This is a genomic window from Pseudomonas sp. PDM13 (genome assembly GCF_025685765.1).
In the GTDB taxonomy this organism is placed as follows: domain Bacteria; phylum Pseudomonadota; class Gammaproteobacteria; order Pseudomonadales; family Pseudomonadaceae; genus Metapseudomonas; species Metapseudomonas solani.
Genome location: NZ_JAOTQU010000007.1, coordinates 63376 through 90012 on the forward strand (window position 1 = coordinate 63376; position 26637 = coordinate 90012).

Sequence of the window (26637 nt, forward strand, 5' to 3'; positions counted from 1 at the left end):
TCAACCTCTTACAGCCCGCCCCGGCCCTGTTCGCAGGCCCAGGAACGGGCATGGACCGTCCGAAACAAGGCAGACCGATGAAACTCAACGACCTCAACCTGCTGCGCGAACAGGCCTACGTGAACGGCCAATGGATCGAAGCCGACGACGAAGGCCGCTTCAGCGTGACCAACCCGGCCAACGGCGAGCTGATCGCCGAAGTCGCCTCCCTCGGCCGTGCCGAAACCGCCCGCGCCATCGACGCCGCCCAGGCCGCCCTGCCCGCCTGGCGCGCCCGCACCGCCAAGGAGCGCAGCAGCATCCTGCGCACATGGTACGAACTGATCATGGCCAACCAGGACGACCTGGCCCGCCTGCTCAGCTGGGAACAGGGCAAGCCCTTGGCCGAAAGCCGCGGCGAGATCGCCTACGGCGCCAGCTTCATCGAATGGTTCGCCGAGGAGGCCAAGCGCGTGTACGGCGACGTCATCCCCCACGACAAGCCCGGCCGCCGCCTGGTGGTGATCAAGCAGGCCATAGGCGTGGTCGCCGCCATCACCCCCTGGAACTTCCCCAACGCCATGATCACCCGCAAGGTCGGCCCGGCCCTCGCCGCCGGCTGCACCGTGGTGCTCAAACCCGCTTCGGAGACGCCCCTGTCCGCCCTGGCCCTGGCCGAACTGGGCGAGCGCGCCGGCCTTCCCGCCGGGGTGCTCAACATCGTCACCGGCACCCGCTCGCGGGAGATCGGCGGCGAGCTCACCGGCAACCCGAAGGTGCAGAAGCTCTCCTTCACCGGCTCCACCGGCATCGGCAAGCTGCTGATGGCGCAATGTGCCGAAACCATCAAGAAGGTCAGCCTGGAACTGGGCGGCAACGCCCCCTTCATCGTCTTCGACGACGCCGACCTCGACGCCGCCGTGCAGGGCGCCCTGGGTTCCAAGTTCCGCAACAGCGGGCAGACCTGCGTCTGCACCAACCGCCTGCTGGTGCAGAGCGGCGTGCACGACGAGTTCGCCCGGCGCCTGGTGGCGGCGGTCAATGCCCTCAAGATCGCCCCGGCGGACGAGGACGGCGCCCAGCAGGGCCCGCTGATCAACGCCAAGGCCGTGGAGAAGATCGAGGAACACATCGCCGACGCCCTCGCCAAGGGCGCCACCGTTCTCGCCGGCGGCAAGCGCCACGCCCTGGGCGGCAGCTTCTTCGAGCCCACGGTGCTGGGGGATGTGACCGCCGAGATGCTGGTGGCCCGCGACGAAACCTTCGGCCCCCTGGCGCCGATCTTCCGCTTCGACACCGAGGAACAGGCCATCGCCCTGGCCAACGACACCGAGTTCGGCCTCGCCTCCTACCTCTACACCCGCGACCTCGGCCGCGCCTGGCGCGTCAGCGAAGCCCTGGAATACGGCATGGTCGGCGTCAACGAAGGCCTCATCTCCACCGAAGTCGCCCCCTTCGGCGGCATCAAGCAATCCGGCCTCGGCCGCGAAGGCTCGAAGTACGGCATTGACGACTACATCGAACAGAAATACATGTGCCTCGGCATCGGCTGAAGCCCCCTGGTGGGCTGAAGCCCACCCTACGGGAATGCCCCACCCCACCCGGCAGCACCCCGTGGGAGCGAATTCATTCGCGAAGCTTTTCGCGGTTGAAACCGCTCCCACAGCCCCCCCAAACACCGCGCAATCCTGTAGGGGCGAATTCATTCGCCAAGCGGCGCGCAGCGCTACCGTAGCTTCGCGAGCAGAGCTCGCTCCTACGATCGTGCAATTGGGAAGGGGTACAGCAACGCCCAGCCCCGCTGCGTTGGGCTTCGTGCCTCAGCCCAACCTACACAGCTCATCGCCTCAAGGCTTGATGCCCTTCAGCTCCTGCAACAGCTCCAGCAGTTCCTGCAGCTTTTCCTCGCCCAGTTGTGCCTGGATGGATTGGTAGCCCCGCTCCATCTCCTGGCTCATGGACTGGAAGCAGGCCTCACCCTGTTCGGTGAGGGCCAGGAGGATGCGCCGCTGGTCTTCGGCGACCTTGCGCCGACGGACCATGCCGTCGCGCTCCAGGCGGGCGAGCACGCCGCTCATGCTGGGTTTGAGGATGCAGGCCAGGCGCGCCAGCTTGTGGCTTTCCATCTCGCCTTGCTGGCGGAGGATGCGGATGACCCGCCACTGCTGCTCGGTGAGCCCGTGGAGGTTGAGCTGGGGGCGGAAGAAACGCATGGCCGACTCACGGGCCTGCAACAGGGTGAGGGTCAGGGAAGCACGGGTATTGGGCATGGGTTGGGCAGTGTCGTAAATTAGTTCACAGTTTAACGAATTTCGCTTTCCGCGTCATGGCGAACGGCTCGTCTTGAGTTTCGCCCAGAAGGCGTCCAGGGCCGTTTTCTGCTCCTGGTTGAGCCGCTCGAGCACGTACAGGCGCCGGCGTTCGTCGCTTTTCAGCACCTGCATGGGGCGCTCCTTGGCCAGCTCCGCCAGCTCGGGGGTATCGGCGGCCAGGGGCGAGTAGAACTGGCTGGCGCGGGCATCGGCCAGGGCGTTGCGTGGCTCCAGCAGGTAGTCGATGAAGCGGTAGGCCAGGTCCGGATGCTTGGCATTGGCGGGGATCGCCAGGCTGTCGATGAAGACCATCGCCCCCTCGTCGGGAATCCGGTAGCTGAGCGCCGGGTTGCGCGCGGAGGCGGTCAGCGCATGGCCGACCCAGGCCATGGCCACGCACAGGCGGCCGTCGGCCAGGGCATCGATGTAGGTGTCGTTGTCCAGGTGCCGCGCCATGCGGGCGATGCCCAGCAAGGGCTGCAGATTGCGCTCGACCTGCCGCGCGCCATAGCTCGACAGGCTGCGGCCCCGGTAGTTGAACCAGAGCGAGGCCGTCTCTTCCGGCGCGTCCAGCAGGCCGATGCCGCAACCGGCCAGCCGCGCGGCCTGGCGCTCGTCGAACAGCAGCCCCCAGCTGTTGGGCAAGGGCCCGCCATAGCTGGCTTCGGCCAGCTTCGGGTTGACCACCAGCCCCACCGAGCCCCAGAGGTAGGGCACCGCATAGCGGTTGGCCGAATCGATGCCGGCGAGCATCGCCAGCAGGCCTACGTCGACGCTGGCGTAATGGCTGAGGCGCCCCGTGTCCAGGGGCGCCAGCTGGCCGTTGTGGATCAGCCGCGAGAGCTGGAAGTGCGACGGCACGACGATGTCGAAGGCCTGCTCGCGGCCCAGGGCGGCGTCCAGTTCCTCGGCGGCGGTCATGGTCTGGTATTCGACCCGGATGCCGGTCTGTTTCTGGAAGTCCGCCAGCACCTGCGGCTCGATGTAGTTCTTCCAGTTGAGGACCCGCAACACCTCGTCGGCCCGGGCTTCCAGGGCCAGCAACAGCATCGCCAGGCAGGCCAGCAGTCTCATCGCGCAACTCCTTGCAGGGAATGGGGCCGGCACCTGCCGGGTGCGCCATTAGGAGCGAGGCGACGCCCGCCCGTCATGTTCGAGGCTGCCAGCTTCTTGCTTGCCCGTGCCGGATTCGCCCAAGCGTGACCCCGTGCCCATTCGCCGCCCGGAAAAACCCGCGCCCGGGTCATTGCGGCCGGTCATTAACCTGTTCATGATCGAGCGATAAAAATACCTATAGGTCGCTCCCATGAACGCACTGCTGCGCACGCAGACCCACCTCGGCCTCACCCTCGCCATGCAGGCGCTGCAGGCCGCCCTGGATGCCGCCGCCGAGCATGGCGCCCGGGTCAGCATCCAGGTGGTGGACGCCGCCGGCCTGCCGATCCACAGCGCGCACATGGACGGCGCCCCCGACCCCAGTCGCGCCATCGCCCTGAACAAGGCCGTCACCGCCGCCGGCTTCGGCATCGCCACCCATGCCTGGCAAGAGCGCCTCGACGGCTGCTCCGCCGCCGTGCGCCAGGGCCTGCCCCTGCAACCGGGCATGGCCCTGTTCGGTGGCGGCGAGCCCTTCCACCACCAGGGCCAGGTGATCGGCGCCATCGGCATTTCCGGTGCCTCGGAACGGCTCGACGGGCTCTGCGCCCGCGCGGCCGTGGAGCGCGTCGCAGAGCTGCTGGCGCCAGGTTGACCCGGCGCCTGTCACCCCGGGTCAAGGTGACGGGCAGTGAGGGACAAGACCGCAAGGGGCCGCACGCCCCTTAATAGTCGCCAGCAGAACGCATTCCACCCACCGTTTCAGGCTGCAGTCATGATCAATATCGAGACACCCACCTACTACACGGCCACCAAGAAGTACGACCTCTCCTTCCCCTCCCTGGAGGCGGACCTGGACGCAGACGTCGTCGTGATCGGCGGAGGGTTCTCCGGGATCAACACCGCGCTGGAACTGGCGGAACAGGGCATCACCAATATCGTCGTGCTGGAGGCCCGCTACCTGGGCTTCGGCGGCACCGGCCGCAACGGCGGGCAGATCATGGCCGGCATCGGCCACGACCTGGAGAAGATCCGCAACGACGTGGGCGAGGACGGCCTGCGGCAGATCTTCGAAATCAGCGACCTGGGCGCCGACATCATCAAGGGCCGCATCGCCAAGTACGGCATCGACGCCGACTTCTGCCACGGCTACGGCTACATGGGCTTCAACGGCCGCCAGGAGAAGACCCTGCGCGCCTGGGAGAAGGAGTTCAAATCCCTCGGTTCGCCCCACGAGATCCGCTTCCTCGGCGGCTCCGAGGTGAAGCAGATCATCGGCTCCGACGCCTACAGCAGCGCCCTGCTGCACATGGGCGGCGGCCACGTGCACTCCCTCAACCTGCTGCTGGGCGAGGCCAAGGCCCTGGCCAGCCACGGGGTGAAGATCTTCGAATACAGCCCGGCGCTGGAAGTGACCTACGGCGAGCGCATCACCGTGCGCACCGGCAAGGGCTCGGTACGCGCCGGCAAGCTGCTCTGGGCCTGCGACAGCTTCCTCAACAAGCTGGAGCCGGAGCTGCACAAGACCACCATCAACACCTACGCCTTCCAGATGATGACCGAGCCGCTCCCGGACGAGCTGATCCAGCGCATCAGCCCCATTCGCGGGGCCTACAGCGACATCCGCCCGGTCATCGACTACTACCGCGTGACCAACGAGAACCGCCTGCTGTTCGGTGCGGCGACGCCCTTCGTCGAGCACATCCCCGGCGATCTCAAGGCCTGGAACCGCAACCTGATGCTGAAGATCTTCCCCTACCTCAAGGATGTGAAGATCGACCTCGCCTGGGGCGGCCCCATGGCCTGCAGCCCCAACCTGTTCCCGCAGGTCGGCACCCTGCCCGGCCGCCCCAACGCTTACTTCGTGCAGGGCTACTCCGGTTTCGGCGTCACCCCCAGCCACATCATCTGCAAGGTGCTGGCCGAAGGCATGAGCGAAGGCTCGTCGCGCTACGACCTGATCAGCTCGGTGCGGCGCATCAAGGTGGTCGGCAAGGACCATATTCGCCCGCTGCTGCTGACCGCCGGCAAGAGCTGGCACCAGGTTTCCGGCTACTGGAACGGCCGCCGTTGACTGTGATCGGCGCGTCGGCGGTACGGCGTTGAGATCGGCCTTGGAATGCTCTAGCTCGCTCGTGCCGGAAGCGATGCAACGTAACGAGCACACATTCGTCACTCCCGTTAACCCGGGAATCCACCCATCAAATATCCATCACTCGCAGGAGAACTGCCATGTCCCTCACTCCCATCAAGACCGGTATCACCCTCGCTGAACTGGATGCCTGGGGCACCGTCGCCGACCTGGGTTCGGAAATCCTCGAAGGCGAGGTCAAGGCCTTCGGCAAGATGACCGCCGGCGCCCCCACCGACCCGGTCAGCGCGGCCTATTTCGGCACCACCGGCGGCAAGTTCCGCATGGTCTACCCGTTCAACGAGCAGGCCACCGTGGTCACCGGCGAGGTGATCCTCACCGACGAATCCACCGGCCAGACCACACGCTTCAAGGCTGGTGACAGCTGGTACGTCGCCAAGGGCACCCCGGTGCTCTGGGAAGTCCCCGGCGAGAGCTTCGTCAAGCACTACTACGCGGTGGCCTGACCTCTCCAGGTGCCTGCCCCCCGGGGCAGGTTCGCGCCACTGGCAACCTCTGCGGCGATGGTCTGCACTGCCCTCACCGCCCACACGAGGGTTCCTCCATGACGCCATCCCCCGTCGAATTCGCCAGGCATTGCCTGAGCACCTTCACCCACTTCGTCCCCGCCTCCCTCGGTGCCTTCTACCTGATCGACGATCAGTTGCAGGCCCGCGACTTCCAGCTGCTGGGCATGCACCCGCAGATGCACGACGCCTACCTGCGCCACTACCGCCACCTAGACCCGCTGCAACCCGGCGCCTGCCTGGCCACCGGCCTGCCGGTGGTGCCCCTGCAAGCCGGCCAGGCCCGCCAGGACGAGGCGCAGAACCGCGAATACCAGGGGTTCCTGCGCGCCCATGAGGTGATAGACGTCGTTGAAGTCATCGCCCAGGCCGGCGAGCGCCCCGTGGCCGGGCTGTCCCTGTTGCGTTGCAGCGGCATGCCGGCGTTCTCGGAAGAGGAGCTGGCCAGCCTGGCTGCCCTGCAGGGGATGATGGAAGCCGGGGTGCAGGCCCTGGTGCCCGCCGCCGAGCCGAAGCTGCAGGGCCTCACCCCGCGTGAACGGGAGATCGCCCTGCTGCTGCGCGAAGGCATCGGCAACAAGCAGCTCGCCCGCCACCTGGGCGTCGGCCTGCCTACGGTGAAGACCCACCTGCTCAACCTGTTCCGCAAGGTCGGCGCCAGCAGCCGCACCGAACTGGTGGCGATGCTGTTCCTCTGACGGCGCCCCTCAGCGCCCCGACTGCTGCACCAGGGTGGCGGGCACGGCGCCCGCCGGGGGCTCGCCCAGCTCGGTGCCCAGCAGGTGATTGACGAAGAGGTGGAACAGCTCCGACTGGCTGGAGATGCCCAGCTTGCTGTAGAGGTGCTTGCGGTGGTTCTTCACCGTGCCCTCGGCGATCTCCAGATGCAGGGAGATGGACAGGCTGGAATGCCCCCGCAGGATCAGCCCGACTATGGCCTGCTCGCGCGCGGTCAGGCGATCGGTGGCGAAGCCGGAGAAGGCCGCCGCCAGGTGCTCGGCGATGCTGCGCTCGGGCCGTGCCCCCAGCGGCTGGGCGGCGACCTTGGCGTAATGGCGCTGGAGAAAGGCTTCCAGCGCCGGCTGGCAGAGCCGCAGCGCGGCCACGTCCTGCGCCGAGAACACCGGCGAGCCGTTGCAGCGCATCAGCGAATAGGCCGCATAGGTGCCGCCGGGCAAGGGCGAAAGAAACACGATCTCCTCCGCCAGGCTGCCCGACGCCAGGGAAATGCACGGGTGCACGTCCGGCGAATTGAAATACTCACCCTCGAAGAAGGCATCCGGCGCCAGCTCCGCCATGCGGTACAGGCCGGCAGGCCGACCATGGGCGCAGGCGGTGTAGACCGGGTCCAGCAGGTAGGTGCCGTTGACGTAGCGCTGCATCGCGCCGGGCTCGGGGATGCCGTGCAGGTTGTCATGCAGCAGCGCGGGGCTGCCACCGGCGGGGTAGACGAAGATGCAGCTCTGGTCGAAGGGCGCCAGGGCCTGCAACGCCGCGTCCAGGCGCTCGGCGAAGGCCGCCGTCTCCACGCTGGCGATCAGCTCGGGGCTGTGTGCGTGCCAGGCTTCCAGCACCTGCCAGCCCTGGGAATGGGAGAGTCCTGCTGCGTGCGCCATGCTTCACCTTCTTGTTGTCCGGCCGCCCCGCCCAGGTGCAGAAATGGGCCTTGGGGCGCGCGTTTCAGGGGTGTTTTCAAGAAAGCATTTTGCTTGCCACAACGCCCTCCACGCCAGCGCTTTTCAGCACCCCGGCAAACCCTGGCCGGGGCGCCTGTAGGGGCGAATTCATTCGCCCAGCGGTGCGCAGCACCGGCCCACCAACCGGAGCCACGCCGGGCGCCCCTGATAACCCCGCTCCTTGCACGCCCCCAATGAAATGCCCGAGACAGTCACCTGCATCGGGCTCGTCCGGCTGCGTTCCCTGCTACACGGACGAAAAGCCGTTATCGACGAACAGATGGGCGCCGCTGACGAAGGAGGCATCGTCGGAGGCGAGGAACAGCGCGGCCCGCGCCACCTCCTCCGGCTCGCACAGGCGGCCCTGCTGGGCGGCGATGTCCGCCTCGCTGGCGTTGACGCCCATGGCTTGCAGGTCATGCAGCTCACGCATGCCGTGGGCGGTGCGGATAAAGCCCGGCGCCACTGCGTTGCAACGGATACCGCGGTCGCGGAACTCGACGGCGATGGCCCGGGCGAACATCTGGCAGGCGCCCTTGGTGGCGTTGTAGACCACCTCCCCCGGCGTGGCGTACTGGGCGGAGATGGACGAGGTGCAGACGATGCTGCCCTTGCCCTTCGCCAGCATCTGCGGCAGCACGGCGCGGGTCATCAGGAACATGCTCTTGACGTTGACCGCCATCAGCCAGTCCCACTCCTCTTCCTGCACCTCCAGGAAGGGCTTCACGATCAGCGTGCCGGCGTGGTTGAACAGCACATCGGCCGGGCCCAGCGCGGCGAGGCTCGCCGCCACCGCCGCCTCCACCTGGTCGGCCTGGGACACATCGGCGCCCAGGCCGATGGCCCGTCCACCCTCGGCTTCGATCTGCGCGGCCAGGGCGCGGGCGGCCTCGGCGTTGCGGTCGATGATGGCGACCGCCGCACCCTCGCGGGCGAACAGCCGGCTGGCCGCCTCGCCGCAGCCGCCGGCGCCCCCGCTGATGATCGCGACCTTGCCGTGCAGGCGTGGTTGGTTGGAAAGCATGGCAACTCCTGGTTCAAGGGTTCTGTGTAGAGGTGGCGGGGCACGAACCGGCCCCGCCACGTGGCGTGCATGGGGTTATCCGTGGGCGGGCTTCAGCGCGGGTGCCCCTCGCGGCCGCCACTGACGGCGAAGGCCTCTTCCGGCGACAGCACCAGGCGGTGACGGCGGTAGAAGGCGAAATAGGCCATGCCGATCAGGTACCAGGCGGCGGCGCCCAGGGCAGCCCATTTGTAGAGCGGGTCGAGGAACTGGTAGATCAGCGTGATGGCCGAGATGCCGATCACCACCAGCGCGCCGAACACGCCGTAGGGGCTGCGATAGGGGCGCGGCAGGTCCGGGTGCAGGCGGCGCAGGCGGATGAAGGCGACGCTCTGCAGGATGTAGGAGATCATCCCGGCGAACACGATCATGCTGACCATGATCCCGCCCATCAGCGCGTTGTTCTCGCGGCCGAAGCTGAACCAGAACACCAGCAGGATGCTCAGCGCCAGCAGCGAGCCGGTCAGCAGCGCGACGTTGGGCGTCTTGTTCACCGGGTGGGTGACCGACAGCGCGGTGGGCAGGTAGCCGGCGCGGGACAGGGAGTAGATGTTGCGCCCGGCGGCGAAGCTGCCCGCCAGGAAGGACGCCGCCAGGCCCAGCACCGCCACGGCCGAGAGCACCTTGCTCGCGGTGTGCCCGAAGATCTCGCGGAAGCCGTCCAGCAGCGGCTCGCCCGAGCTGCTCATGGCGAAGGCGCCACCGCCGATGGAGGCACTGAAGAACAGCACGCCCAAAGCCAGCACGGTGAGGATCAGGATGCCGAACACCAGCGCGCGCGGTACATGGCGACTGGGGTCGTGGGACTCCTCGGCGGTCAGCGGCAGCTGCTCGATGGCGAGGAACATGTACACGCCGAAGGGCAGCGCCAACATGATCCCGGTGAGGCCGAAGGGCAGCCAGGGTCCGTTGCCGCCAGCCACTTCCACCGGCGCGTCGGCGTCACCCGCGGCCAGGTTCAAGGCCTTGGCGGCGAAGTCCACATGGGGGATGGCCGTGGCGAAGAAGAACACCAGCACGCCGATAGCCGCCAGGGTGATCACCACCACCACGCGCATCGACACGCCCAGCCCACGCACCGAAAGCAGCAGCATGCAGGCGTAGCCCACCAGCCACCACAAGGGCTGCCACTCCGGCGCGGTGCCGAAGATCGCCGAAAGGTAGGTGCCCATGAAGAACATGTTGCCGGCGGGCGCCAGGATGAACTCGATGTTCTCCGCCAGCCCGGTGCTGAAGCCGCCCCATGGCCCCAGGGTGGTACGGGCGAAGGAATAGGCGCCGCCGGTGTGGGGCAGCGCGGCAGACATCTCGCCGATGGACGAACACAGCAGCAGGTACATGAAGGCGATGATCACGGTGGCCGCCAGCATGCTGCCGAAGCCCTGGGCCAGGCCCAGGTTCCAGCCGGAATACTGCCCGGCGATCACCGCGCCCACACCCAGCACCAGCAGGGTGAAGAACCCCGCATGGCGCTGCAGCGTGCGCTGCTCGAAATAGCCGGCGGACACATCCTGGTAGCTCACGCCACCGCTGCCCGAGGCAGGCCGCCCCAGTGTGGTGCTCTCGTACATCTCGCCCCTCCCCTTGTTCGGTTTGTTTTGTTGGGTATGGGGCGATGGTCGGGGCAAATGAGGGGGATGGGTATGTCCCTAAAGGGATATGAGGGGAGCAGCTGCAAGCCGCAAGTTGCAAGCTTCAAGTAAGAGCGGCAAGCACAAGCTTCCAGCGGCGACCTCTTGCGGCTTGCAGCTTGAAGCTTGCCGCTGCTGCGACTTGTCGCTGCTCCACCTTCCGGTTGATACCCCCAACCGCCCCATCTGGCGACCATTGAGTCCTCATCAACAAGAACGAGGACCGCTCCATGACCACCCAATCCGACTGGATCACCGTAGGCGCCCTGGCCGAGGGTTTTGCCCCGGAGGCCTTCATCCTGCCCAACCTGGCTGATCTCGACGGCAAGCGCTTCGACCTGCAGTTCGACAACGGCTGGAGCATCGCCCACGTGTTCGCCGATGGGCACCTGGACTGGGCGCTGGCCGACGGGTCCTCCAGCGGTCGTTCGCCCTACCGCGCCACCTCGGTGCGCCCAGGCATCTACCTGGTGGACTTCATCAAGGAAGAACACGGCCAGCTGTGGTCGGTGACCCTGGTGCTGGACACCGCCGCCAGCGCCTTCAGCGCGGTGCTGGGCCGCCTGCCCGATGCTGCTGCCACCCGTGAGGGCCTGTACGGCCGCGCCCTGGCCGGCAAGAGCCTGACCGGCGTCGAGGTGCAGTTCTTCCACGGCACCCTTGACCGCCCCTTCCAGCCGGGTGCCTGCCCCCACGCGCCGACCACCGAGCTGGTGGGCCTGCGCAACCGCTACCGCTACAGCCCCACCGAGGTCTACGAGCACGTCTACCTCAACGAGAACTACTACAGCTGGCAGTGCCTGGCGGGCGTCGAGAAGGGCCTGTGCGACACCGACCGTTGCCACTACCTCAAGATCGCCGACGAGCTGTACCTGTTCGTCTGGCGCGAGAAGATCGTGCCCACCCTCGGCGTGGTGATGATCGACCTCAAGGCCCACCGCAGCGACGGCAAGATCTTCGGCTACGCCGACGGCGACTTCGGCGCCCTCTCCAACTTCCCCGTGTCCTCCCATTGCGACGTGCTCAACCGCACGGTGTATGGCAATGCATAAGCGCACGGTGGTGATCACCGGGGCCGGCACCGGCATCGGTGAAGCCTGCGCCCGGCGCCTGGGGCGCGAAGGCGCCAACCTGGTGCTGATCGGCCGCCGCGCCGAGCCCCTGCAACGGGTCGCCGCCGAGTGCGGCGGCCTGGTGCTGGTGGGCGATGCCGCCAGCAGCGCCGACTGGGCCGGCTTCGTCGCCGCCATCCACGCGCGCTTCGGCGGTATCGACGCCCTGCTCGCCTGTGCCGGAGGCCACGGCCTGGGCAGTGCCACAGACACCAGCGACGACGCCTGGCAGGCGGCCATGCGCGGCAACCTCGACACCGCCTTCCACAGCGCCCGCGCCTGCCTGCCGTCGCTGCTGGAGCGGCGCGGCAGCATCGTCCTGCTGGGCTCCATCGCCTCCCTGGCGGCGGGCCCGGAGGTGTGCGGCTACACCACCGCCAAGCATGCGCTGCTGGGCCTCACCCGTTCGCTGGCGCGGGACTACGGGCCCCAGGGCGTGCGGGTCAACTGCGTATGCCCCGGCTGGGTGCGCACGCCCATGGCCGACGAGGAAATGCAGCCGCTGATGCAGCACCACGGCGAGAGCCTCGACGCCGCCTACGCGCGGGTCACCGCCGAGGTACCCCTGCGCCGCCCGGCCCAGGCGGAGGAGATCGCCGCGCTGTGCCGCTTCCTGATCAGCGACGAGGCCTCCATCCTCACCGGCGCCACCCTGGTGGCCGACGGCGGCTCCAGCATCGTCGACGTGCCCACCCTCGCCTATGCGCGGCTTGGCGGTGCGTCATGAGCCCCGCCTTCGATTTCGCCGGCCGCAGCGTGCTGGTCACCGGCGGCGCTCAGGGCATTGGCCGGGCCATCGTCGAAGGCTTCGCCGCCTGCGGGGCGCGGGTGCTGATCGCCGACCTGCAGCAGGCCCCGGCCGAAACCTTGGCGCAGTCATTGCGCGACGCCGGCCGCGAGGTGCATGCGGCAGCCATCGACCTGGCGGACCGCGACGCCATCCTGCAGCTGCTCGGCGGCCTGCCTCGGCTCGATGTGCTGGTGCACAACGCCGGTTACTTCCCCTTGAGGCCGCTGCAGGAGATCGGCCCGGAGCTGCTCGAACGCACCCTGGCGGTAAACCTCGGCGCGCTGTTCTGGCTCACCCAGGGCGCCCTGCCGCTGTTCCGCCAGCAGGGGCGCGGCTGCGTGCTGGTCACCTCCTCGGTGACCGGGCCACGGGTGGCCTACCCGGGGCTCACCCACTACGCGGCGTCCAAGGCCGGGGTGAACGGTTTCATCCGCAATGCGGCACTGGAGCTGGCCGCCGAGGGCGTGCGCGTCAACGGGGTGGAACCGGGGATGATCCGCACCCCCGCCATGGGCAACCTGGGCGACGGGGAGCATGCCGCCGCCATCGCCCGGGGCGTGCCCCTGGGGCGCCTGGGGGAGCCTGGTGACATCGCCGCCGCCATGCTGTTCCTCGCCTCGGACCAGGCCTCCTACATCACCGGGCAGACCCTGGTGGTGGACGGCGGCGCAACGCTCCCGGAGACCCTCGCGGCCACCGGCGGCTGAATGCCGAAGGCCAGGGCCGGCGGGGGTCGCCGGCCTATCCTGCATCTGTAGGATGGTGACCCCCGCCACCCTTGGCGATACTCGTTCCAGGCCCTGCCTCGTCGTACAGACACCGGCCACCCACTGATGACTGAGAGCCGCTCGCCGGCTCCGACAAAAACAACAAAGTCGCAGACAGGTACCTCCCATGAGCCAGATCGACGAACACCTCATCACCTCCCGCCGTTTCGCCGCCTTCAACGCCTGCGTGCTGGAGCTGCAACGACTGGCCCAGGAACAACCCCTCGCCCGTTTCCATCGCCACGCCCTGCAACGCCTGCAGGCGCTGCTGGCCTTCGACAAGGCCTGGTGGGGGCACGCGGCGATGGTCGCCGACCTGCCGGAGGAGCACAGCTCCCAGGTGTTCGACCTGCCCGCCAGCTACGTGGAGGACTGGCAGTCGATCCGTGAGCAGGACATCACCATCGGCCTGGTGCAGTCGCAACCCGGGCGCTCGGTGATCGTCGACAGCCAGGCCGAAGACACCCCCGCCGGGCTGCGCTGGCTGGGGCGCAAGCACGGCTTCGGTGAATTCCTCTGCGTGATCCACATCGACCCGCAAACCCAGCTCAGCGTGCACCTGACGCTCTACCGCCGCCCGGGCGCGCCGCGCTTCGGCGAGGAGGAGCGCTTCCTCCTCGACCAGGTGATGCCGCACCTGGTGGCCGCCGAGGGCGCCAACCAGATCCGTGCCCTGGTGGCCCTGCGTGAAACCCTGGACGGGCCCAACACCCTGGCGCTGGCCGTGTGCGACCGCCAGCGCACCCTGCACTATGCCGAGCACGGCTTCGTCGAACGCCTGCTGCTGGAGTGGCCACGCTGGAGCGGCCCGCGCCTGCCAGAGGCGGTGGACGCCGCCGGCTACCGGGGCCAGCACCTGCAGCTGGACGCCACCGAAGTCGGCGACCTGCTCCTGCTCAGCGCCCGCCTGCGCCCCGCCCTGGCGCAACTGAGCGCCCGGGAAACCGACGTCGCCGAACGCTTCGGCGGCGGCAGCACCTACAAGGAAATCGCCCGCGACCTGGGCCTGGCGCCGAACACCGTGCGCCATCACATCCGCAGCATCTACGACAAGCTCGGCATCAACGGCAAGGCGGGCATCGCCCACCTGCTGCACCACACCTCGAACTAAACCCAGCTGCTCCCTCCACCTGCCCCGAAGACGGCGGGACGGGGAGCCTTTGCCTGCACCTACCCGCCAGAGGAACCCTGCACATGCACAGCCGCTACACGCTTCCGCTTGCCCTCGCCGCCGCCCTCGCCGCCACCAGCGTCCAGGCCGCCGACCTCAATGCCCGCGACTTCGTCTCGGCGCCGGTGGGCACCGTGCTCGGTGTCGGCTACCTGCCGCTGACCCGCGCCAACGACTACCACGGCGCGGGCCACAGCACCGGCAAGGCCGACCTCGCGGTCAACGCCTTCGCCTGGCGCCAGCTGATCTTCACCGACATCTGCGGCACCCTGTGCACCCCGCAGTTCATCGTCCCCTACGTGGACGTCGACATCCGCGCGCCGGGTGCCGCCAGCCGCAGCAGCGAACGCGGCCTGGGCGACCCTCAGGTGGGCGGCACGCTGTTCTTCATCAACGACCCGCAATCGCGCACCTATAGCGGCCTGCTGACCATGCTCACGGTGCCGGTGGGCGAATACCACGGGCGCAACCCGGACGCCTCCCCCGGTGCCAACCGCTGGGCCCTGCACCTCAACTACAACTACACCCAGGGCGTCGGCGAGAACTGGATCCTGGAGGCCAACCTCGAAGCCCAGGTCTATGGCAAGAACGATGACTACTTCGGCCAGGACCTGGAGCAGAAGCCGCTCTACCGCCTGCAGGCCTTCGCCTCCTACGACTTCACCCCCAGCACCTATGGCGCCCTGCGCCTGATCCACGCCGACGGCGGCGAACTGGAATTCAACGGCCGCACCCTCGACGACACCCACCAGCGCTACACCCAGCTCGGCTTCGAAGTGGGCCACTGGCTGGACCGGCGCAACCAGGTACTGCTGGGCTTGACGCGCAACGTCGCCACCGAGAACGCCTTCGAGCAGAACAACCTGCTGCTGCGCTTCGTCCATGTCTTCTGAGGGCTATGCCATGACCACCGCCGTTTCCGCGGGGCTGCCCCGCACCCGCTTGCTGGCCATCGTGCTGTTCGCCGCCATCGTCCCCTGCGTGCTGATGGCCGCGCCGGCCATCGCCACCCAGTACGCCCTCCAGCTCGGCCTCGGCCCGGCGCAGATCGGCCAGCTGTTCTCCGCCGAGCTGGCCGCCATGAGCCTGGCCACCCTGCCCGCCTACCTCTGGCAGCCACGCCTGGACTGGCGGCTAGTGGCGCGCGGCGCGGCCCTGCTATTCATCGTCGCCAACCTCGCCTCGGCCTGGGCGAGCGCCTTCCACCCGCTGATGGCCCTGCGCGTGGTCAGCGCCCTGGCCGGCGGCACGCTGATGGTGCTGTGCATCGCCAGTGCAGCGCAGAGCCAGGACCGCGACCGCGTGTACGGACTCTGGGTCATGGGCCAGTTGGTGCTCGGTGCCATCGGCCTGTGTCTGCTGCCGCCGCTGTTCGAGCGATTCGGCCTGCAGGCGCTGTACCTAGGCCTGGCCCTGCTGATGCTGCTGTGCCTGCCGTTGGCGGGCAGCTTCCAGGGCGTCACCCCGGCCACCCGCACGCTTGAGCGGGCATCCGGTGGCATCGGCTGGCGTGCGTTGCTGGCACTGTTCGCCGTACTGGCCTTCTACGTCGGCCTCAGCGGCGTGTGGACCTTCATCGGCAGCATCGCCGGCGCCGCGGCCATCGACCCGGCCAGCAGCGGGCGCATCCTCGCCGTCGCCACCCTGCTGGGCATCGCCGGTTCGGCCTGCGCCGCGCTGATCGGCAAGCGCTGGCCGCGCGGGGCGATGCTGCTGCTCGGCTACGCCCTGATGACCGGCGCGGTGCTGCTCCTGCTCGACCAACCGGGCGTTGCGCGCTTCGCCACGGCAGCCCTGGTGTTCAAGTACACCTGGACCTTCGCCCTGCCCTTCATCCTCGCCTGCCTGGCCGACCTGGACCGCGACGGCAGGTTGATGAACACCACCAACCTGCTGATCGGCGGTGGCCTCGCCCTCGGCCCCGCCATCGCCGGCCCGCTGCTGGAAAGCAGCGTCGGCATGCGCGGCGTCCTGCTGCTCAGTGCCACCTGCCTGCTGCTGTCCTTCGCCGCACTCAGCCTCGCCCGCCTGCAAAGCGGCGCGCCGACCCCTTCCCTCGACAACACCGGAGCCAATCCATGAGCCGCCGTACCGCCTTCTTCTCCGATGAACTCTGCTTCTGGCACAGCGCCGGCATGCACGCCCTGACCCTGCCCGTGGGCGGCTGGGTGCAACCGCCGGCCGCCACCGGCTTCGCCGAATCCCCCGAAACCAAGCGCCGGCTGAAAAGCCTGCTGGATGTCTCCGGCCTGTCCCGCCAGTTGCTACAACGCAGTGCGGAGCCGGCCACGGACGAAGACCTGCTGCGGGTCCACCCGGCCCACTACCTGCAACGCTTCAAGGCCCTGAGCGACGCCGGTGGCGGCGAGCTGGGCAGCGAGGCCCCCATCGGCCCGGGCAGCTACGAGATCGCCAAGCTCTCCGCCGGCCTGGCCATCGCAGCGGTCGATTGCGTCATGCGTGGTGAGGCGAACAACGCCTACTCGCTGTCGCGCCCGCCGGGCCACCACTGCCTCGCCGACCAGGCCATGGGCTTCTGCTTCCTCGCCAACATCGCCATCGCCATCGAGGCGGCCCGGGCCCGCCACGGCCTGCGACGGGTGGCGGTGATCGACTGGGACGTGCACCACGGCAACGGCACCCAGTCGATCTACGAGGAAGACGGCGAGGTGCTGACCGTTTCCCTGCACCAGGAGAACTGCTACCCGCCGGGCTACAGCGGCCTGGAGGATCGTGGGCGCGGCGCCGGCCTGGGCAGCAACATCAACATCCCCCTGCCGGCTGGCAGCGGCCACGACGCCTACCTGCAGGCCATGCGCCGCATCGTATTGCCGGCGCTGGAGCGCTTCCGCCCGGAGCTGATCGTGGTCGCCTGCGGCTACGACGCCAACGCCGTGGACCCGCTGGCGCGCATGCTGCTGCACAGCGACTCATTCCGCGGGATGACGGCGCTGCTGCGTGAAGCGGCGGAGGGGTTGTGCGGCGGGCGCCTGGTGCTTGTGCACGAAGGTGGCTACGCGGAAGCCTACGTGCCCTTCTGCGGGCTCGCGGTGATGGAGGAGCTGTCGGGGATGCGTACCGCCGTGGAAGACCCGATGCTGGCCTTCATCCAGCTGCAGCAGCCCGGCGAGGCCTTCGCCGGTTTCCTGCATGACCAGGTGGAGCACCTGGCCACGCAGCTGGGCTAGAAAGGTGAGTGGAGCTGCCGTCAGAAACCGGCGGCGGCTTCCATCAACGCGCCGGCCCGGAAGTCCTTGGGCGAGCGCTCGAAGTGCTTCTTGAACGACCGGCTGAAATGCGCCGAATCGGTAAAGCCCCACTTGTAGGCGATCGAGGTGATGGACTCGCCCCTGAGTATGGGGTTGGCCAGGTCGTCCGCACTGCGCTGCAGGCGCGAGCGCTGGATATAGCGGCAGACGCTGTCGCCCTGCTCCTCGAAAAGCCGGTACAGGTGGCGGACCGAGATATCCAGGCGGTTGGCCAGGGCCAGCGGCGTGAGGTTGGGCTGGGACAGCGACTCGTCGATGATCTTCTGCACATAGCTGCGCAGGTTGGCGCCTTGCAGGGAATCGCAGCTGCCGGCCTCCACGCGGTCCTGGCCCAGCGCCGGCTCCAGCAGGGAGATGAAGGCGTTCTCCAGGGCCTCGATCTCGTCATCGTCCGAACCCGCCTGCTCGCGGCACAGCTGGTCCATCAGCAGGTGCAACATCTTGCCGCTGGCACGGGTCGAGGAAATCTTGCCGAACTTGGCCTGCTTGGACTTGAACGCGCGCTCCACCGCCTCGCGCGGCAGGTGCAGAGAGGCGTGGTCGATCAGGCCGAAGGGGGTGATCTCGCAGGCGCCCACCGAATCCATCAGCAGCAGCTCGCCCGGCGCCAGGTCGATGCTCACGCCGCCCTGCGCCACCCGGGAAAAGCCGCTGCGCTGGCTGATCAGGAAGCAATGGCGGTCGTCATCGCGATCGGCCTTGAGGGAGGAGCGGGAAATAAGCCCGGCATTGGTGCGCAGGTGCGCCATGGTGAGGCCGGAATGGCATTGCGCGGAGATCTCGCCGATGAACAGCGAACGGCTGGTAGCCAGTTGGGTTTCGAACCTGCCGCAGATGTTCTGCAGCGACTTTTGCCAGTCTTCCAGACCGCCACGGGCTTCTTGAGCACGCATACGAACCTCCGGAGTTATCTTGTTTTTGTTGCGAGATTGTTAACATGTTATCTATGCGAGCGCAACAAGGACTCGATGCCGTCTGAAGATGCAGTTTCGGTGCCAGCGGGACAGTACGACGCCCGCTCCTCGCCAATGGGCAACATGCCCGGCTCAAGCGCGGGGGGTGGCCATGTGCACCATCTCTGCCCCGGGCGTGAAGATGTGCATGACCCTGGGCGCCCTCAACCAGGAAACAAAGCATCACCGCCCTTCGGAATCACCTGACACGCGACTCGGCCAGCCGATTTACCAACATCACTAAAATACTTATATTACTTATCGAAAAGTGACAGAGGTATGAATGAGATTCGCTGGACACGGAAGGCCATCAAGCAACTCAGACGAACCGCCAGCATCGACCAGAAAAGAATCTACGACGCCGTCCAGGCGCTGGCTTCCATGCCGGATGTACAAAATGTCAAAGCCCTCGTCCACCATCAGTTCGGCTACCGGCTTCGAGTCGGCAGTTACCGAGTCATTTTCGATTGGGACGGCGCCATCCAGATCGTGAGTATTGAAGAGGTGAAGAAGCGTGATGAGCACACCTACTAACGTGCAGATCATCAATGACGCGAACGGCAAACCCGCCTTCGTCGTCATCCCCTATGCCGACTACATCGCCCAGCAAGGCCAGGACGGCCTGGTCCCCAACGAAGTCGTCGGCCATATGGTCAAGGATGGCCTCACCCCCATCGCAGCCTGGCGCCGACACCTGGGGCTTTCCCAGGCGGAAGTGGCCGCGCGCATCGGTATCAGCCAGCCGGCCTATGCCCAGCAGGAACAGGCCGCCAAACCACGCAAGGCGACCCGCGAGAAGGTCGCCGGCGCCCTCGGCATCGCGCCGCAGCTGCTGGACCTCTGAAACGAAAAGCCCCGGCACTCTGGCCGGGGCTTCTCTGGTGATCTCGTCCTACCTCAGCGGGCCAGTACCGCCAGCACGATGACCAGCAATACGATGCCGCCGGCGATCACCAGGGCCTGGGTGCCCGAGCGTTCCTTGCGGGCGCCCCGGGTCTTCTTCGGGTGGGGGGTGCCCATGCCCGGCTTGAAGCCGGCGGCCCGGGGCCCTTTCAGTTTGTGCGATGCCATGACTCACTCCTTGTTGAATGCCGACATGCCAAGAACCTAACACCCGCCCGCTACCCACTCCAAGCCCCCGTTTGCCGCCGTCGCGCCAGCCTGCATAATCCCGCCTCATGCCCCCAGCCAGGGAACCGCCCCGGATGCCCACCAAAGCCCCGATCACCCGTGCCTACTGCGTCCAGCTGGACGAGGTGCTGTCCATCGCCGAAGCGCGCCGGGCGTTCTTCTCCCTGCCCGAGCCGCGCAGCCGTTTCGACTTCCTCTGCTCCAGCGAGGCCTGCCGCGCGCTGGGCACCAAGGTCACTGCGGCGAACTACGACAAGCAGCCGAACGAGACCTACAAGGCCGCGCACTTCCGCGAGAACCCGCACTCCAGTCACGCGTCCGACTGCGAATGGATGGCCGACGAGGAGGACGAGGACGCCGACGGCAAGCTGCCCGGCGAGAGCGAGGCCGAAGCCCGGCAGCGCCACGCCCGGCGCAAGCTGCATGACTACATCGATGTGTTCGAGCCCCCGGTCGAACGGGCCAGGCCCAACGCCGACAAGCCCGACACGCCAACCGCCCCCGCGCGCAAGCCTGCCGGCACCCCCGAGGAAGCCCCGGCCCCGCGCAACGAGAAGAAATCGGTCAACCAGCGCACCAGCAGCCTGGAGCGCCTGGTGGAGTGCTACCGGCAAGCGCGGCTGGAGCTTGGCGACGACGAGTTCAAGGCCATGCGCCTGCGCGTGGTGGGCGAAGGCGAGATGCCCCTGGGCGCGTACTTCAAGGCGATCAAGTACGCCAAGCTGGGCAACGCCAACCGGGTGCTGCAGGGTGGCGCGCTGCTGGTGGACCGCTACGGCAGCGGCTTCAAGCTGAAGTTCTACGACCGCATCGATAACAAGCCGGTTTTCCTCTACATCTCCAAGGAGCAGATGGACGCCTACCGCTTCAAGGGCTACCTGGATGGCTTGCTGAGGGAAGAGGTCGACTACTTCCGGGTCTTCGCCATGGGTGAGCTGGCGCTGTCCCCCAGTGGCAAGAGCCTGGACCTCAAGGTCGCCGACCTGCGCCAGCTGGTGCTGATCCCGGGAATCAAGAAGGCCCCCGCGACGGAGGCCTGAAGCCGCTCAAAAGCCCGCCAGCACCCGGGCCAGTGCCGGCAGCGCGCCCAGCAGGTGGGCCTGCTGCGCGTCGTCGAGGCGGATGTAGCGACGGAACGCCGGCATGCGGTTGACCACCTCGCTGGCGCCCATGTGTTCCAGCAGCACCCGCCAGTGGCCGTCCTCGCGCTCGATGTGCAGGCGCTTGAAGTCCAGGGGCATCAGCGCGGCCCGCAAGGCCGGGTCACTCTCCAGCGCGGCGATCACGCCAGCCAGCTCGGCCGCCTCCCCGGCGCGCCGGGTGCATGCCAGGCCCTGGCGGCGGATGGCGCCGGTGTGGCGCAGCTCCAGCTTCGCCACACCCTGCCCGCAGGACGGCACCTGCAGGCTGAACTCGGTGAGCACCAAGTGCATCAGCAGTTCCGACTGGGTGCGCTCGCGGGCCTCAACCTGCAGGCCGTCGTCCAGGGTAAAGCGCCCCTGGCCTGGTTCCAGCGCCTCGAAACCGAGGCCGCCGAGGTTGCGCCGCACCAGGGCCAGGGTCGCCCCCGGCCGGTAGCCGGAGGGTGCGCGGGTGTTGCCGAAGAACTCACGCAGTGCGGGAAGCATGGCCGTAACTCTCGCTGGGGTGGATGCCCGGCTCATTGGCGAATTCCTTTTCCAGTACCTCTTCCACCGGCACCGGACGGAACGGGTTGACCTTCTGCACCACCACCGTCCAGAACAGCGCGTAGGCGGCGGTCAGGCCGAGCATCACGGCGAAGGGGCCGTAGATGTCCTTGGGGTTCATGCCCGGCGGGGTGATGAACCACATGCCCAGCAGGATGCCGGCGCTGGAGATGATCTGCGGCAGCGGGAAGAACGGCGACTTGTAGGCACGCGGCAGGTCCGGGCGGCGGATGCGCAGGATCACCACCGAGATCGTCACCAGCAGGTAGGCGGTGCTCCAGGCGCAGACGGCGGCCAGCACCAGGTGGAAGATGTTGTCGGTGTTGCCACCCAGCCAGGCGGCGTGCAGGCAGGGGATCAGCACCGCCACGGCGATGCACAGCAGCGGCGTCTTGTAGCGCGGGTGCAAGTAGGCGAAGACCTTCGGCAGCGCGCCGTCCACTGCCATGCCGTACATGATGCGCGGCACGCCGGCCATCAGGGTGTTGATGGTGGCGGCGCCGGCGAAGAGGAAGCCGATGCCGAGCCAGATCGGGCCGATATCGCCCATCACCTGCTGGGCGAACTGCGGGATGGCCATGGGCGTATCCAGCAGGTGCACACCGGTGGCCTCGTCGAGCAGCACGTTCTCCACCTGGCGCTTCATCGCCGCGCCGTAGATGAACATGCAGGACGCCACGCCGAACAGCCCGAGCGCCATGGCGCGGGGCATGGTCCGCGCGGAGTTGCGCAGGTCCGGCGCCAGGGGTGTGACGAACTCGCAACCGACGAACATGAACATCGCCATGCCCACCAGGGACAGGATGGTCACCATGTCGGTGCCCACCATCGAGGTGCCGAACCAGCCGTCCAGTTGCACGGCGGGCGCGGCGATCAGGCCGGCCACGCCGAACACCATCAGCGTCGTCCACATGCCGAAGGTGAGGATCACCTCGGCCTTGCCGAACACGCTGACGCCGAAGCCGTTGAGGATGCCGAAGACGATGACGAAGCCCACCCCCAGCAGCCAGGAACCGCCGGCCGACTCGGCCAGGGTGTTGAGGTGCTCGAAGTTAACCAGGGCCATGACCCCGGCCAGGATCGTTTCCGCCGTGCCGGCGAACACATGCACGATCAGGTAGGCGGCGATGGTGCCGGTGATGGCGAAGAAGCGCCCCATGCCACAGGCGATGTAGTCGTAGACCGAGCCCGTGGTGGGCAGGATCGACGCCGCCTCGGCGAAGGTGGTGGACTGCGCCAGCATCATCACCATGGCGATCAGCATGGCCACGGCGAAGGCGCTGCCGCCGATGCCGAAGCCCATGGTGGCGGTAAGGATCACCGGGCTGGCCATGATCAGGCCGATGGTGCTGGCCAGCGCGGTGGGGAACCCCACCGAGCCTCGATTCAGGTGTGCGGTGAGCTTGGCGTTGATCGACATCGTCAGGGCCCTCGAATGCATTGTTCTTGTTTATCGTTATCCGGCCGGGTTGGCCGGTGCGGTCGTAGCCGCAGGTTCCCCACCACTGTGCGCCCGCCCTCCCCAGGCGTCTTGCCCCTGCCTGCCGCTGCTCTTGTTGCAGCCTGACATCCCCGCGCGCCGCTGCCTCCAGCCCTGGCCACCCCGGGCAAGCCGGCTGGCAGCCTCGAACAAGACTCGCCCCCACCACGCCCTCGTTAATAGCCGTCGCCGCGCCGGGCGCCTCCGCGCTCCCCCGGCGGCATGCCAACTCACGGGGCCCTGCCCCGGACGTACAACACAGAAGAATACGAGGGAGAGAACCATGAGGAAAACGCTCCGCTTGCAGCCGCTGGCCAGCGCCGTCGCCCTGGGCACCGCGCTGCTGGCCGCCACCCCGACCGCCGGCGCCTACGAGCTCTACGCCGATGACGACAGCCACCTGAACGCCGACTTCCTTGCCGTCTATGGCTGGATGAACAGCCGCAAGAACTACGACGGCACCACCGGCGGCTCCACCTGGACCGAAGGCTTCGTCAAGTACGGACTCAGCGGCGACCAGGGCCTGGCCGGCAACGGCACCGCCTATGGCGCGCTGAACTGGGTCAGCTCCGCCACCTGGCGCGATGGCGACCCGGGCGGCAACACCCTGGGCAACGAGCGCACCACCAAGATCGAGGAGGCCTACCTGGGCTGGCGCTCCGCCAACCTGTTCCCGGCCCTGGGCGACGACGGCGTCGATGTGTCCTTCGGCCGCCAGGTGCTGAAGATCGGCACCGGTTTCCTCATCAACGACGACGGCCCCAACCTCGGCAACGGCCCGGCGGACGGCCACCTCAACCGTGGCGGCGCCTACTACAACGCCGCCCGCCACGCCTTCGACCGCACCGCCGTGCTGCGCCTGGGCGGCAAGGATGGCCTGCACGGCAGCGCCTTCTGGCTGAAGTCCGACAACCGCGCCCAGGCCGAGACCGAGCTGGCCGCCGGCACCCTGGAATACACCGCCGCCCCCGGCACCCTGGGGCTGACCTGGATCCACGGCCTCGACGTCACCGATGAATGGGCCAGCGACTTCCAGCAGCAGCGCGACGGCATGGACATCTACAGCCTGCGCGGCGAAGGCGACGCCGGCATCGAGAACGCCAGCTTCGGCTTCGAATACGCGGTGCAGGACAAGGACGCCGGCAACGAGCGCGCCTGGTACCTGGAAAGCGGCTACACCTTCGCCGACATCGCCTGGGCGCCCAAGCTGACTTACCGCTACAGCCGCTACTCCCAAGGCTGGGACAGCCTCTTCAACGGCTTCGCCAGCGGCTACGGCACCTGGTTCCAGGGCGAGGTGGCCTCCAACTACGCCGGCCCCTTCAACAGCAACACCGGCATCCACCATGTCGGCCTCAAGGCCAAGCCGCTGGAGAACCTGACCCTCGGCGTCCTCTACTTCGACTTCAACACCCTGCAGCGCCGCGACGCCCTCAACCTCGACGCCCGCGAGCTGGACATCTACCTGGAATGGGCGGTGACCGAGCACCTGCTGGTCAGCCCGCTGGTGGGCCTCTACCAGCCCGACCGCGACGCCAGCAACGGCGGCAACCAGGTGGGCGGCGACGGCACCAACGTCTACAGCCAGGTGACCATGGCCGTGGCCTTCTGATCCATCCGCTTTGAAGGGCCGGACCCGGCACGGATCGCCAGGCCGCCCTTCCTTTTCCACCCCCGCACCCCACGCTCTCGCACGCCCGTAGGATGGCGTAGAGCGAAGCGAAACCCATCGACTCCTGGTCCCGTCACACACCGTGATTATCGGCCGCCCCGGCAGCATGGGTTTCGCACAGCTCTACCCATCCTACGAACTGACCCATCCGCTTTGAAGGGCCGGACCCGGCACGGATCGCCAGGCCGCCCTTCCTTTTCCACCCCCGCACCCCACGCTCTCGCACGCCCGTAGGATGGCGTAGAGCGAAGCGAAACCCATCGACTCCTGGTCCCGTCACACACCGTGATTATCGGCCGCCCCGGCAGCATGGGTTTCGCACAGCTCTACCCATCCTACCCAAGCCTTCCCGTCAAATCGCAGGCAAAAAAAACCGCCGATGACCAGAGCGGCGGTAAAGCGTGGAGCACGGAGCAATCAATAACCGACGCCCAGCAAGGGCGACGGGATGACTATCCGCCCTTCCCCTGCGTACGGCTTGTCCGCTGCTGCCAGATCGTTGCGCCTGCGTGACAGGCCGCCTCACTGCACGCTGGATCATGTTCGCGTGGCAGGCAGAGTCAAGCCCTGGCCAAGGTCCAACCCTAAGCTGGGGCACGCCCTACGCGGGCGAACCCTCCCGCTGCCCGAACCAGGAGCCGATCGTGTCCAATGCCCTGATCAACACCCTTCCCAGCGTCGACGCCTTCGTCGACCGCACCCACGCCTCGTTCATCGACGGCCAACAACACCAGCCCGCACAAGGCACCCAGCGCGAGGTGCACAACCCCGCCAGCGGCGCGGCGCTCTCGCGCATCCTGCAGGCCGATGCGCCGCAGGTGGATGCCGTGGTCGCCTCCGCCCACCGCACCTTCCGTTCGGGCGTCTGGAGCAGCCTGGCCCCCGCCGAGCGCGAGCGCGTACTGCTGCGCTTCGCCGACCTGGTGGAAGCCCACGGCGAGGAACTGGCGCAGCTGGAAACCCTCAACCAGGGCAAGTCCATCCACCTCGCCCGCGCGGTGGAGGTCGGCGCCTCGGTCAACTACATGCGCTACATGGCCGGCTGGGCCACCAAGATCGAAGGGCAGACGCTGGACGTGTCCATCCCCGTGCCGGCCCAGGCGCGCTTCAACGCCTACACCCGCCGCGAGCCGGCCGGGGTGATCGCCGGCATCGTGCCGTGGAACTTCCCGATGATGATCGCCCTGTGGAAGGTGATGCCGGCCCTGGCCTGCGGCTGCACCATCATCATCAAGCCGGCGGACGAAACCCCGCTCACCGCCCTGCGCCTGGCCGAGCTGGCGATCCAGGCCGGCATCCCGGCGGGCGCCTTCAACGTGCTGGTCGGCGGTGCCGATGCCGGCGCCGCACTGGTGGCCCACCCGCTGGTGAACAAGGTGTCCTTCACCGGCTCCACCGCCGTGGGCAAGCAGGTGGGCCGGGCGGCGCTGGACAACATGACCCGCTTCACCCTGGAGCTGGGCGGCAAGAACCCCATGCTGGTGCTCGCCGATGCCGATATCGAGCAGGCCGTGGCCGGTGCCATCGGCGGTGGCCTGCTCAACCAGGGCCAGGTCTGCGCCGCCGCCTCGCGCCTCTACGTGCACGCCAGCCGCTACCAGGACTTCGTCGAAGCCCTGACCAGCCAGGTGGCACAACTGAAGGTCGGCGCCGGCATGGACCCGGACGCCCAGGTCAACGCCCTGGTCTCCCGCCGCCAGCAGGCCAGCGTGCTGCGCTACCTGGCCATCGCCCGCGAGGAAGGCGCGCAGTTCTGCACCGGTGGCGGCCAGCCCGACCTGCCCGGCTACTTCGTGCAGCCCACGGTACTGGGCAAGGTCACCCAGGGGATGACCTCGGTGCGCGAGGAAATCTTCGGCCCGGTGCTCTCGGTGCTGCCCTTCAACGATGTCGACCAGGCCGTGGACATGCTCAACGACAGCCGCTACGGGCTCACCGCGAGTATCTGGAGCAACGATCTGGGCCGGGTGATGGACCTGATCCCGCGCATCGAGGCCGGCACCGTCTGGGTCAACAACCACGTCCCGGTGGACCCCAACCTGCCCTTCGGCGGCTACAAGCAGTCCGGCATGGGCCGGGAGTTCGGCAAGGCCGCCATCGAAGGCTTCACCGAGCTGAAGTCGGTGTGCATCACCTACTGATGCATCGCGCCATCGCCCGGCCCGCCGTGGCTCGGGCGATGCACCTCGC

At 67.8% G+C, this 26637-nt stretch carries 26 protein-coding genes; 17 read left to right on the top strand and 9 right to left on the bottom strand.

Annotated elements, in window-relative coordinates; genetic code table 11:
• Positions 1-77: 77 nt before the first annotated feature.
• Entirely contained in the window at positions 78-1532 is a 1455-nt protein-coding gene (locus OEJ36_RS09730; protein WP_263401347.1) for an NAD-dependent succinate-semialdehyde dehydrogenase, read from the top strand.
• Positions 1533-1826: 294 nt separating this feature from the next.
• Here OEJ36_RS09730 and hpaR read toward each other — a convergent pair whose 3' ends face one another.
• On the bottom strand, positions 1827-2249 hold the full coding sequence (gene hpaR / locus OEJ36_RS09735; RefSeq protein ID WP_111264608.1) for a homoprotocatechuate degradation operon regulator HpaR: 423 nt from the start codon (positions 2247-2249) through the stop codon (positions 1827-1829).
• Between the two features lie 54 nt (positions 2250-2303).
• Positions 2304-3365 carry an extracellular solute-binding protein gene (locus OEJ36_RS09740; RefSeq protein ID WP_263401348.1) on the bottom strand — a complete coding sequence of 354 codons (1062 nt, stop codon included), beginning with the start codon at positions 3363-3365 and terminating at the stop codon, positions 2304-2306.
• Between the two features lie 232 nt (positions 3366-3597).
• Between OEJ36_RS09740 and OEJ36_RS09745 the strand changes: the two genes are divergently transcribed.
• From OEJ36_RS09745 to OEJ36_RS09760, 4 genes are all read left to right on the top strand, one after another.
• A complete protein-coding gene (locus OEJ36_RS09745; RefSeq protein ID WP_263401349.1) occupies positions 3598-4041 on the top strand; it encodes a GlcG/HbpS family heme-binding protein in 444 nt (147 codons plus the stop codon).
• A gap of 120 nt (positions 4042-4161) precedes the next feature.
• Positions 4162-5460: an NAD(P)/FAD-dependent oxidoreductase gene (locus OEJ36_RS09750; RefSeq protein WP_263401350.1), complete on the top strand. Its 1299-nt coding sequence runs from the start codon at positions 4162-4164 to the stop codon at positions 5458-5460.
• Between the two features lie 158 nt (positions 5461-5618).
• Positions 5619-5984 carry a cupin domain-containing protein gene (locus OEJ36_RS09755; RefSeq protein WP_111264605.1) on the top strand — a complete coding sequence of 122 codons (366 nt, stop codon included), beginning with the start codon at positions 5619-5621 and terminating at the stop codon, positions 5982-5984.
• Between the two features lie 98 nt (positions 5985-6082).
• Positions 6083-6742 (top strand): helix-turn-helix transcriptional regulator, encoded by a 660-nt coding sequence (locus OEJ36_RS09760; RefSeq protein WP_184489924.1) that lies wholly within the window; start codon positions 6083-6085, stop codon positions 6740-6742.
• 9 nt (positions 6743-6751) lie between these two features.
• Here the strand turns inward: OEJ36_RS09760 and OEJ36_RS09765 are convergent, their stop codons facing one another.
• From OEJ36_RS09765 to OEJ36_RS09775, 3 genes are all read right to left on the bottom strand, one after another.
• Positions 6752-7660, bottom strand: coding sequence for a helix-turn-helix transcriptional regulator (locus tag OEJ36_RS09765; protein ID WP_263401351.1), 909 nt, complete (start codon positions 7658-7660; stop codon positions 6752-6754).
• Positions 7661-7967: 307 nt separating this feature from the next.
• Positions 7968-8744: an SDR family NAD(P)-dependent oxidoreductase gene (locus OEJ36_RS09770; protein WP_057387602.1), complete on the bottom strand. Its 777-nt coding sequence runs from the start codon at positions 8742-8744 to the stop codon at positions 7968-7970.
• 92 nt (positions 8745-8836) lie between these two features.
• On the bottom strand, positions 8837-10354 hold the full coding sequence (locus OEJ36_RS09775) for an amino acid permease (RefSeq protein WP_263401352.1): 1518 nt from the start codon (positions 10352-10354) through the stop codon (positions 8837-8839).
• Between the two features lie 290 nt (positions 10355-10644).
• On the opposite strand from OEJ36_RS09775, the gene OEJ36_RS09780 reads away from it, so the two are divergent.
• The 7 genes from OEJ36_RS09780 to OEJ36_RS09810 all read left to right on the top strand — a co-directional run bounded on the left by OEJ36_RS09780 (position 10645) and on the right by OEJ36_RS09810 (position 17442).
• Positions 10645-11466, top strand: a complete 822-nt coding sequence (locus OEJ36_RS09780; RefSeq protein WP_263401353.1) for a molybdenum cofactor biosynthesis F family protein — start codon at positions 10645-10647, stop codon at positions 11464-11466.
• Positions 11459-12253, top strand: a complete 795-nt coding sequence (locus OEJ36_RS09785) for an SDR family NAD(P)-dependent oxidoreductase (protein ID WP_263401354.1) — start codon at positions 11459-11461, stop codon at positions 12251-12253. The genes OEJ36_RS09780 and OEJ36_RS09785 overlap by 8 nt, the downstream gene beginning before the upstream one ends.
• Positions 12250-13023, top strand: a complete 774-nt coding sequence (locus OEJ36_RS09790) for an SDR family oxidoreductase (RefSeq protein WP_263401355.1) — start codon at positions 12250-12252, stop codon at positions 13021-13023. The genes OEJ36_RS09785 and OEJ36_RS09790 overlap by 4 nt, the downstream gene beginning before the upstream one ends.
• 187 nt (positions 13024-13210) lie before the next feature.
• Positions 13211-14194, top strand: a complete 984-nt coding sequence (locus OEJ36_RS09795; RefSeq protein ID WP_263401356.1) for a response regulator transcription factor — start codon at positions 13211-13213, stop codon at positions 14192-14194.
• A gap of 83 nt (positions 14195-14277) precedes the next feature.
• Positions 14278-15147: a transporter gene (locus tag OEJ36_RS09800; protein WP_263401357.1), complete on the top strand. Its 870-nt coding sequence runs from the start codon at positions 14278-14280 to the stop codon at positions 15145-15147.
• On the top strand, positions 15137-16336 hold the full coding sequence (locus OEJ36_RS09805; RefSeq protein ID WP_411860986.1) for an MFS transporter: 1200 nt from the start codon (positions 15137-15139) through the stop codon (positions 16334-16336). Before OEJ36_RS09800 ends, OEJ36_RS09805 begins: the two co-directional genes overlap by 11 nt.
• The gene (locus OEJ36_RS09810) at positions 16333-17442 is read left to right on the top strand and encodes a class II histone deacetylase (RefSeq protein ID WP_263401359.1); all 1110 of its coding nucleotides are present in this window, start codon (positions 16333-16335) and stop codon (positions 17440-17442) included. The genes OEJ36_RS09805 and OEJ36_RS09810 overlap by 4 nt, the downstream gene beginning before the upstream one ends.
• A gap of 20 nt (positions 17443-17462) precedes the next feature.
• Here the strand turns inward: OEJ36_RS09810 and feaR are convergent, their stop codons facing one another.
• A complete protein-coding gene (gene feaR / locus OEJ36_RS09815; protein WP_263401360.1) occupies positions 17463-18416 on the bottom strand; it encodes a transcriptional regulator FeaR in 954 nt (317 codons plus the stop codon).
• Positions 18417-18755: 339 nt separating this feature from the next.
• Here feaR and OEJ36_RS09820 point away from each other — a divergent pair, with 339 nt between their 5' ends.
• Positions 18756-19010, top strand: coding sequence for a type II toxin-antitoxin system RelE family toxin (locus OEJ36_RS09820; RefSeq protein WP_263401361.1), 255 nt, complete (start codon positions 18756-18758; stop codon positions 19008-19010).
• Positions 18994-19320, top strand: a complete 327-nt coding sequence (locus OEJ36_RS09825) for a helix-turn-helix domain-containing protein (protein WP_184489912.1) — start codon at positions 18994-18996, stop codon at positions 19318-19320. The genes OEJ36_RS09820 and OEJ36_RS09825 overlap by 17 nt, the downstream gene beginning before the upstream one ends.
• A 53-nt stretch (positions 19321-19373) precedes the next feature.
• Here the strand turns inward: OEJ36_RS09825 and OEJ36_RS09830 are convergent, their stop codons facing one another.
• Complete coding sequence (locus OEJ36_RS09830; RefSeq protein ID WP_263401362.1) at positions 19374-19547, bottom strand: hypothetical protein; 174 nt, start codon at positions 19545-19547, stop codon at positions 19374-19376.
• Between the two features lie 134 nt (positions 19548-19681).
• Here OEJ36_RS09830 and OEJ36_RS09835 point away from each other — a divergent pair, with 134 nt between their 5' ends.
• Positions 19682-20647: an ATPase gene (locus tag OEJ36_RS09835; RefSeq protein WP_263401363.1), complete on the top strand. Its 966-nt coding sequence runs from the start codon at positions 19682-19684 to the stop codon at positions 20645-20647.
• Between the two features lie 6 nt (positions 20648-20653).
• Here the strand turns inward: OEJ36_RS09835 and OEJ36_RS09840 are convergent, their stop codons facing one another.
• Positions 20654-21235, bottom strand: a complete 582-nt coding sequence (locus OEJ36_RS09840; protein ID WP_263401364.1) for a DUF3156 family protein — start codon at positions 21233-21235, stop codon at positions 20654-20656.
• Positions 21216-22715, bottom strand: a complete 1500-nt coding sequence (locus tag OEJ36_RS09845; protein ID WP_263401365.1) for an APC family permease — start codon at positions 22713-22715, stop codon at positions 21216-21218. Before OEJ36_RS09845 ends, OEJ36_RS09840 begins: the two co-directional genes overlap by 20 nt.
• A gap of 343 nt (positions 22716-23058) precedes the next feature.
• Between OEJ36_RS09845 and OEJ36_RS09850 the strand changes: the two genes are divergently transcribed.
• Positions 23059-24387, top strand: coding sequence for an alginate export family protein (locus OEJ36_RS09850; protein WP_263401366.1), 1329 nt, complete (start codon positions 23059-23061; stop codon positions 24385-24387).
• Positions 24388-25091: 704 nt separating this feature from the next.
• Positions 25092-26588: an aldehyde dehydrogenase family protein gene (locus tag OEJ36_RS09855; protein ID WP_263401367.1), complete on the top strand. Its 1497-nt coding sequence runs from the start codon at positions 25092-25094 to the stop codon at positions 26586-26588.
• Positions 26589-26637 lie beyond the last annotated feature (49 nt).

What these genes read in the sequence shown, in the direction of transcription:
- OEJ36_RS09775 (WP_263401352.1), bottom strand. Translation starts at nt 10,354, where the DNA reads ATGTACGAGAGCACCACACTGGGGCGGCCTGCCTCGGGCAGCGGTGGC.
- OEJ36_RS09810 (WP_263401359.1), top strand. Translation starts at nt 16,333, where the DNA reads ATGAGCCGCCGTACCGCCTTCTTCTCCGATGAACTCTGCTTCTGGCAC.
- OEJ36_RS09780 (WP_263401353.1), top strand. Translation starts at nt 10,645, where the DNA reads ATGACCACCCAATCCGACTGGATCACCGTAGGCGCCCTGGCCGAGGGT.
- OEJ36_RS09840 (WP_263401364.1), bottom strand. Translation starts at nt 21,235, where the DNA reads ATGCTTCCCGCACTGCGTGAGTTCTTCGGCAACACCCGCGCACCCTCC.
- OEJ36_RS09825 (WP_184489912.1), top strand. Translation starts at nt 18,994, where the DNA reads ATGAGCACACCTACTAACGTGCAGATCATCAATGACGCGAACGGCAAA.
- OEJ36_RS09755 (WP_111264605.1), top strand. Translation starts at nt 5,619, where the DNA reads ATGTCCCTCACTCCCATCAAGACCGGTATCACCCTCGCTGAACTGGAT.
- OEJ36_RS09795 (WP_263401356.1), top strand. Translation starts at nt 13,211, where the DNA reads ATGAGCCAGATCGACGAACACCTCATCACCTCCCGCCGTTTCGCCGCC.
- OEJ36_RS09850 (WP_263401366.1), top strand. Translation starts at nt 23,059, where the DNA reads ATGAGGAAAACGCTCCGCTTGCAGCCGCTGGCCAGCGCCGTCGCCCTG.
- OEJ36_RS09730 (WP_263401347.1), top strand. Translation starts at nt 78, where the DNA reads ATGAAACTCAACGACCTCAACCTGCTGCGCGAACAGGCCTACGTGAAC.
- OEJ36_RS09800 (WP_263401357.1), top strand. Translation starts at nt 14,278, where the DNA reads ATGCACAGCCGCTACACGCTTCCGCTTGCCCTCGCCGCCGCCCTCGCC.
- OEJ36_RS09770 (WP_057387602.1), bottom strand. Translation starts at nt 8,744, where the DNA reads ATGCTTTCCAACCAACCACGCCTGCACGGCAAGGTCGCGATCATCAGC.
- OEJ36_RS09785 (WP_263401354.1), top strand. Translation starts at nt 11,459, where the DNA reads ATGCATAAGCGCACGGTGGTGATCACCGGGGCCGGCACCGGCATCGGT.
- hpaR (WP_111264608.1), bottom strand. Translation starts at nt 2,249, where the DNA reads ATGCCCAATACCCGTGCTTCCCTGACCCTCACCCTGTTGCAGGCCCGT.
- feaR (WP_263401360.1), bottom strand. Translation starts at nt 18,416, where the DNA reads ATGCGTGCTCAAGAAGCCCGTGGCGGTCTGGAAGACTGGCAAAAGTCG.
- OEJ36_RS09790 (WP_263401355.1), top strand. Translation starts at nt 12,250, where the DNA reads ATGAGCCCCGCCTTCGATTTCGCCGGCCGCAGCGTGCTGGTCACCGGC.
- OEJ36_RS09745 (WP_263401349.1), top strand. Translation starts at nt 3,598, where the DNA reads ATGAACGCACTGCTGCGCACGCAGACCCACCTCGGCCTCACCCTCGCC.
- OEJ36_RS09830 (WP_263401362.1), bottom strand. Translation starts at nt 19,547, where the DNA reads ATGGCATCGCACAAACTGAAAGGGCCCCGGGCCGCCGGCTTCAAGCCG.
- OEJ36_RS09760 (WP_184489924.1), top strand. Translation starts at nt 6,083, where the DNA reads ATGACGCCATCCCCCGTCGAATTCGCCAGGCATTGCCTGAGCACCTTC.
- OEJ36_RS09845 (WP_263401365.1), bottom strand. Translation starts at nt 22,715, where the DNA reads ATGTCGATCAACGCCAAGCTCACCGCACACCTGAATCGAGGCTCGGTG.
- OEJ36_RS09820 (WP_263401361.1), top strand. Translation starts at nt 18,756, where the DNA reads ATGAATGAGATTCGCTGGACACGGAAGGCCATCAAGCAACTCAGACGA.
- OEJ36_RS09750 (WP_263401350.1), top strand. Translation starts at nt 4,162, where the DNA reads ATGATCAATATCGAGACACCCACCTACTACACGGCCACCAAGAAGTAC.
- OEJ36_RS09835 (WP_263401363.1), top strand. Translation starts at nt 19,682, where the DNA reads ATGCCCACCAAAGCCCCGATCACCCGTGCCTACTGCGTCCAGCTGGAC.
- OEJ36_RS09805 (WP_411860986.1), top strand. Translation starts at nt 15,137, where the DNA reads ATGTCTTCTGAGGGCTATGCCATGACCACCGCCGTTTCCGCGGGGCTG.
- OEJ36_RS09765 (WP_263401351.1), bottom strand. Translation starts at nt 7,660, where the DNA reads ATGGCGCACGCAGCAGGACTCTCCCATTCCCAGGGCTGGCAGGTGCTG.
- OEJ36_RS09740 (WP_263401348.1), bottom strand. Translation starts at nt 3,365, where the DNA reads ATGAGACTGCTGGCCTGCCTGGCGATGCTGTTGCTGGCCCTGGAAGCC.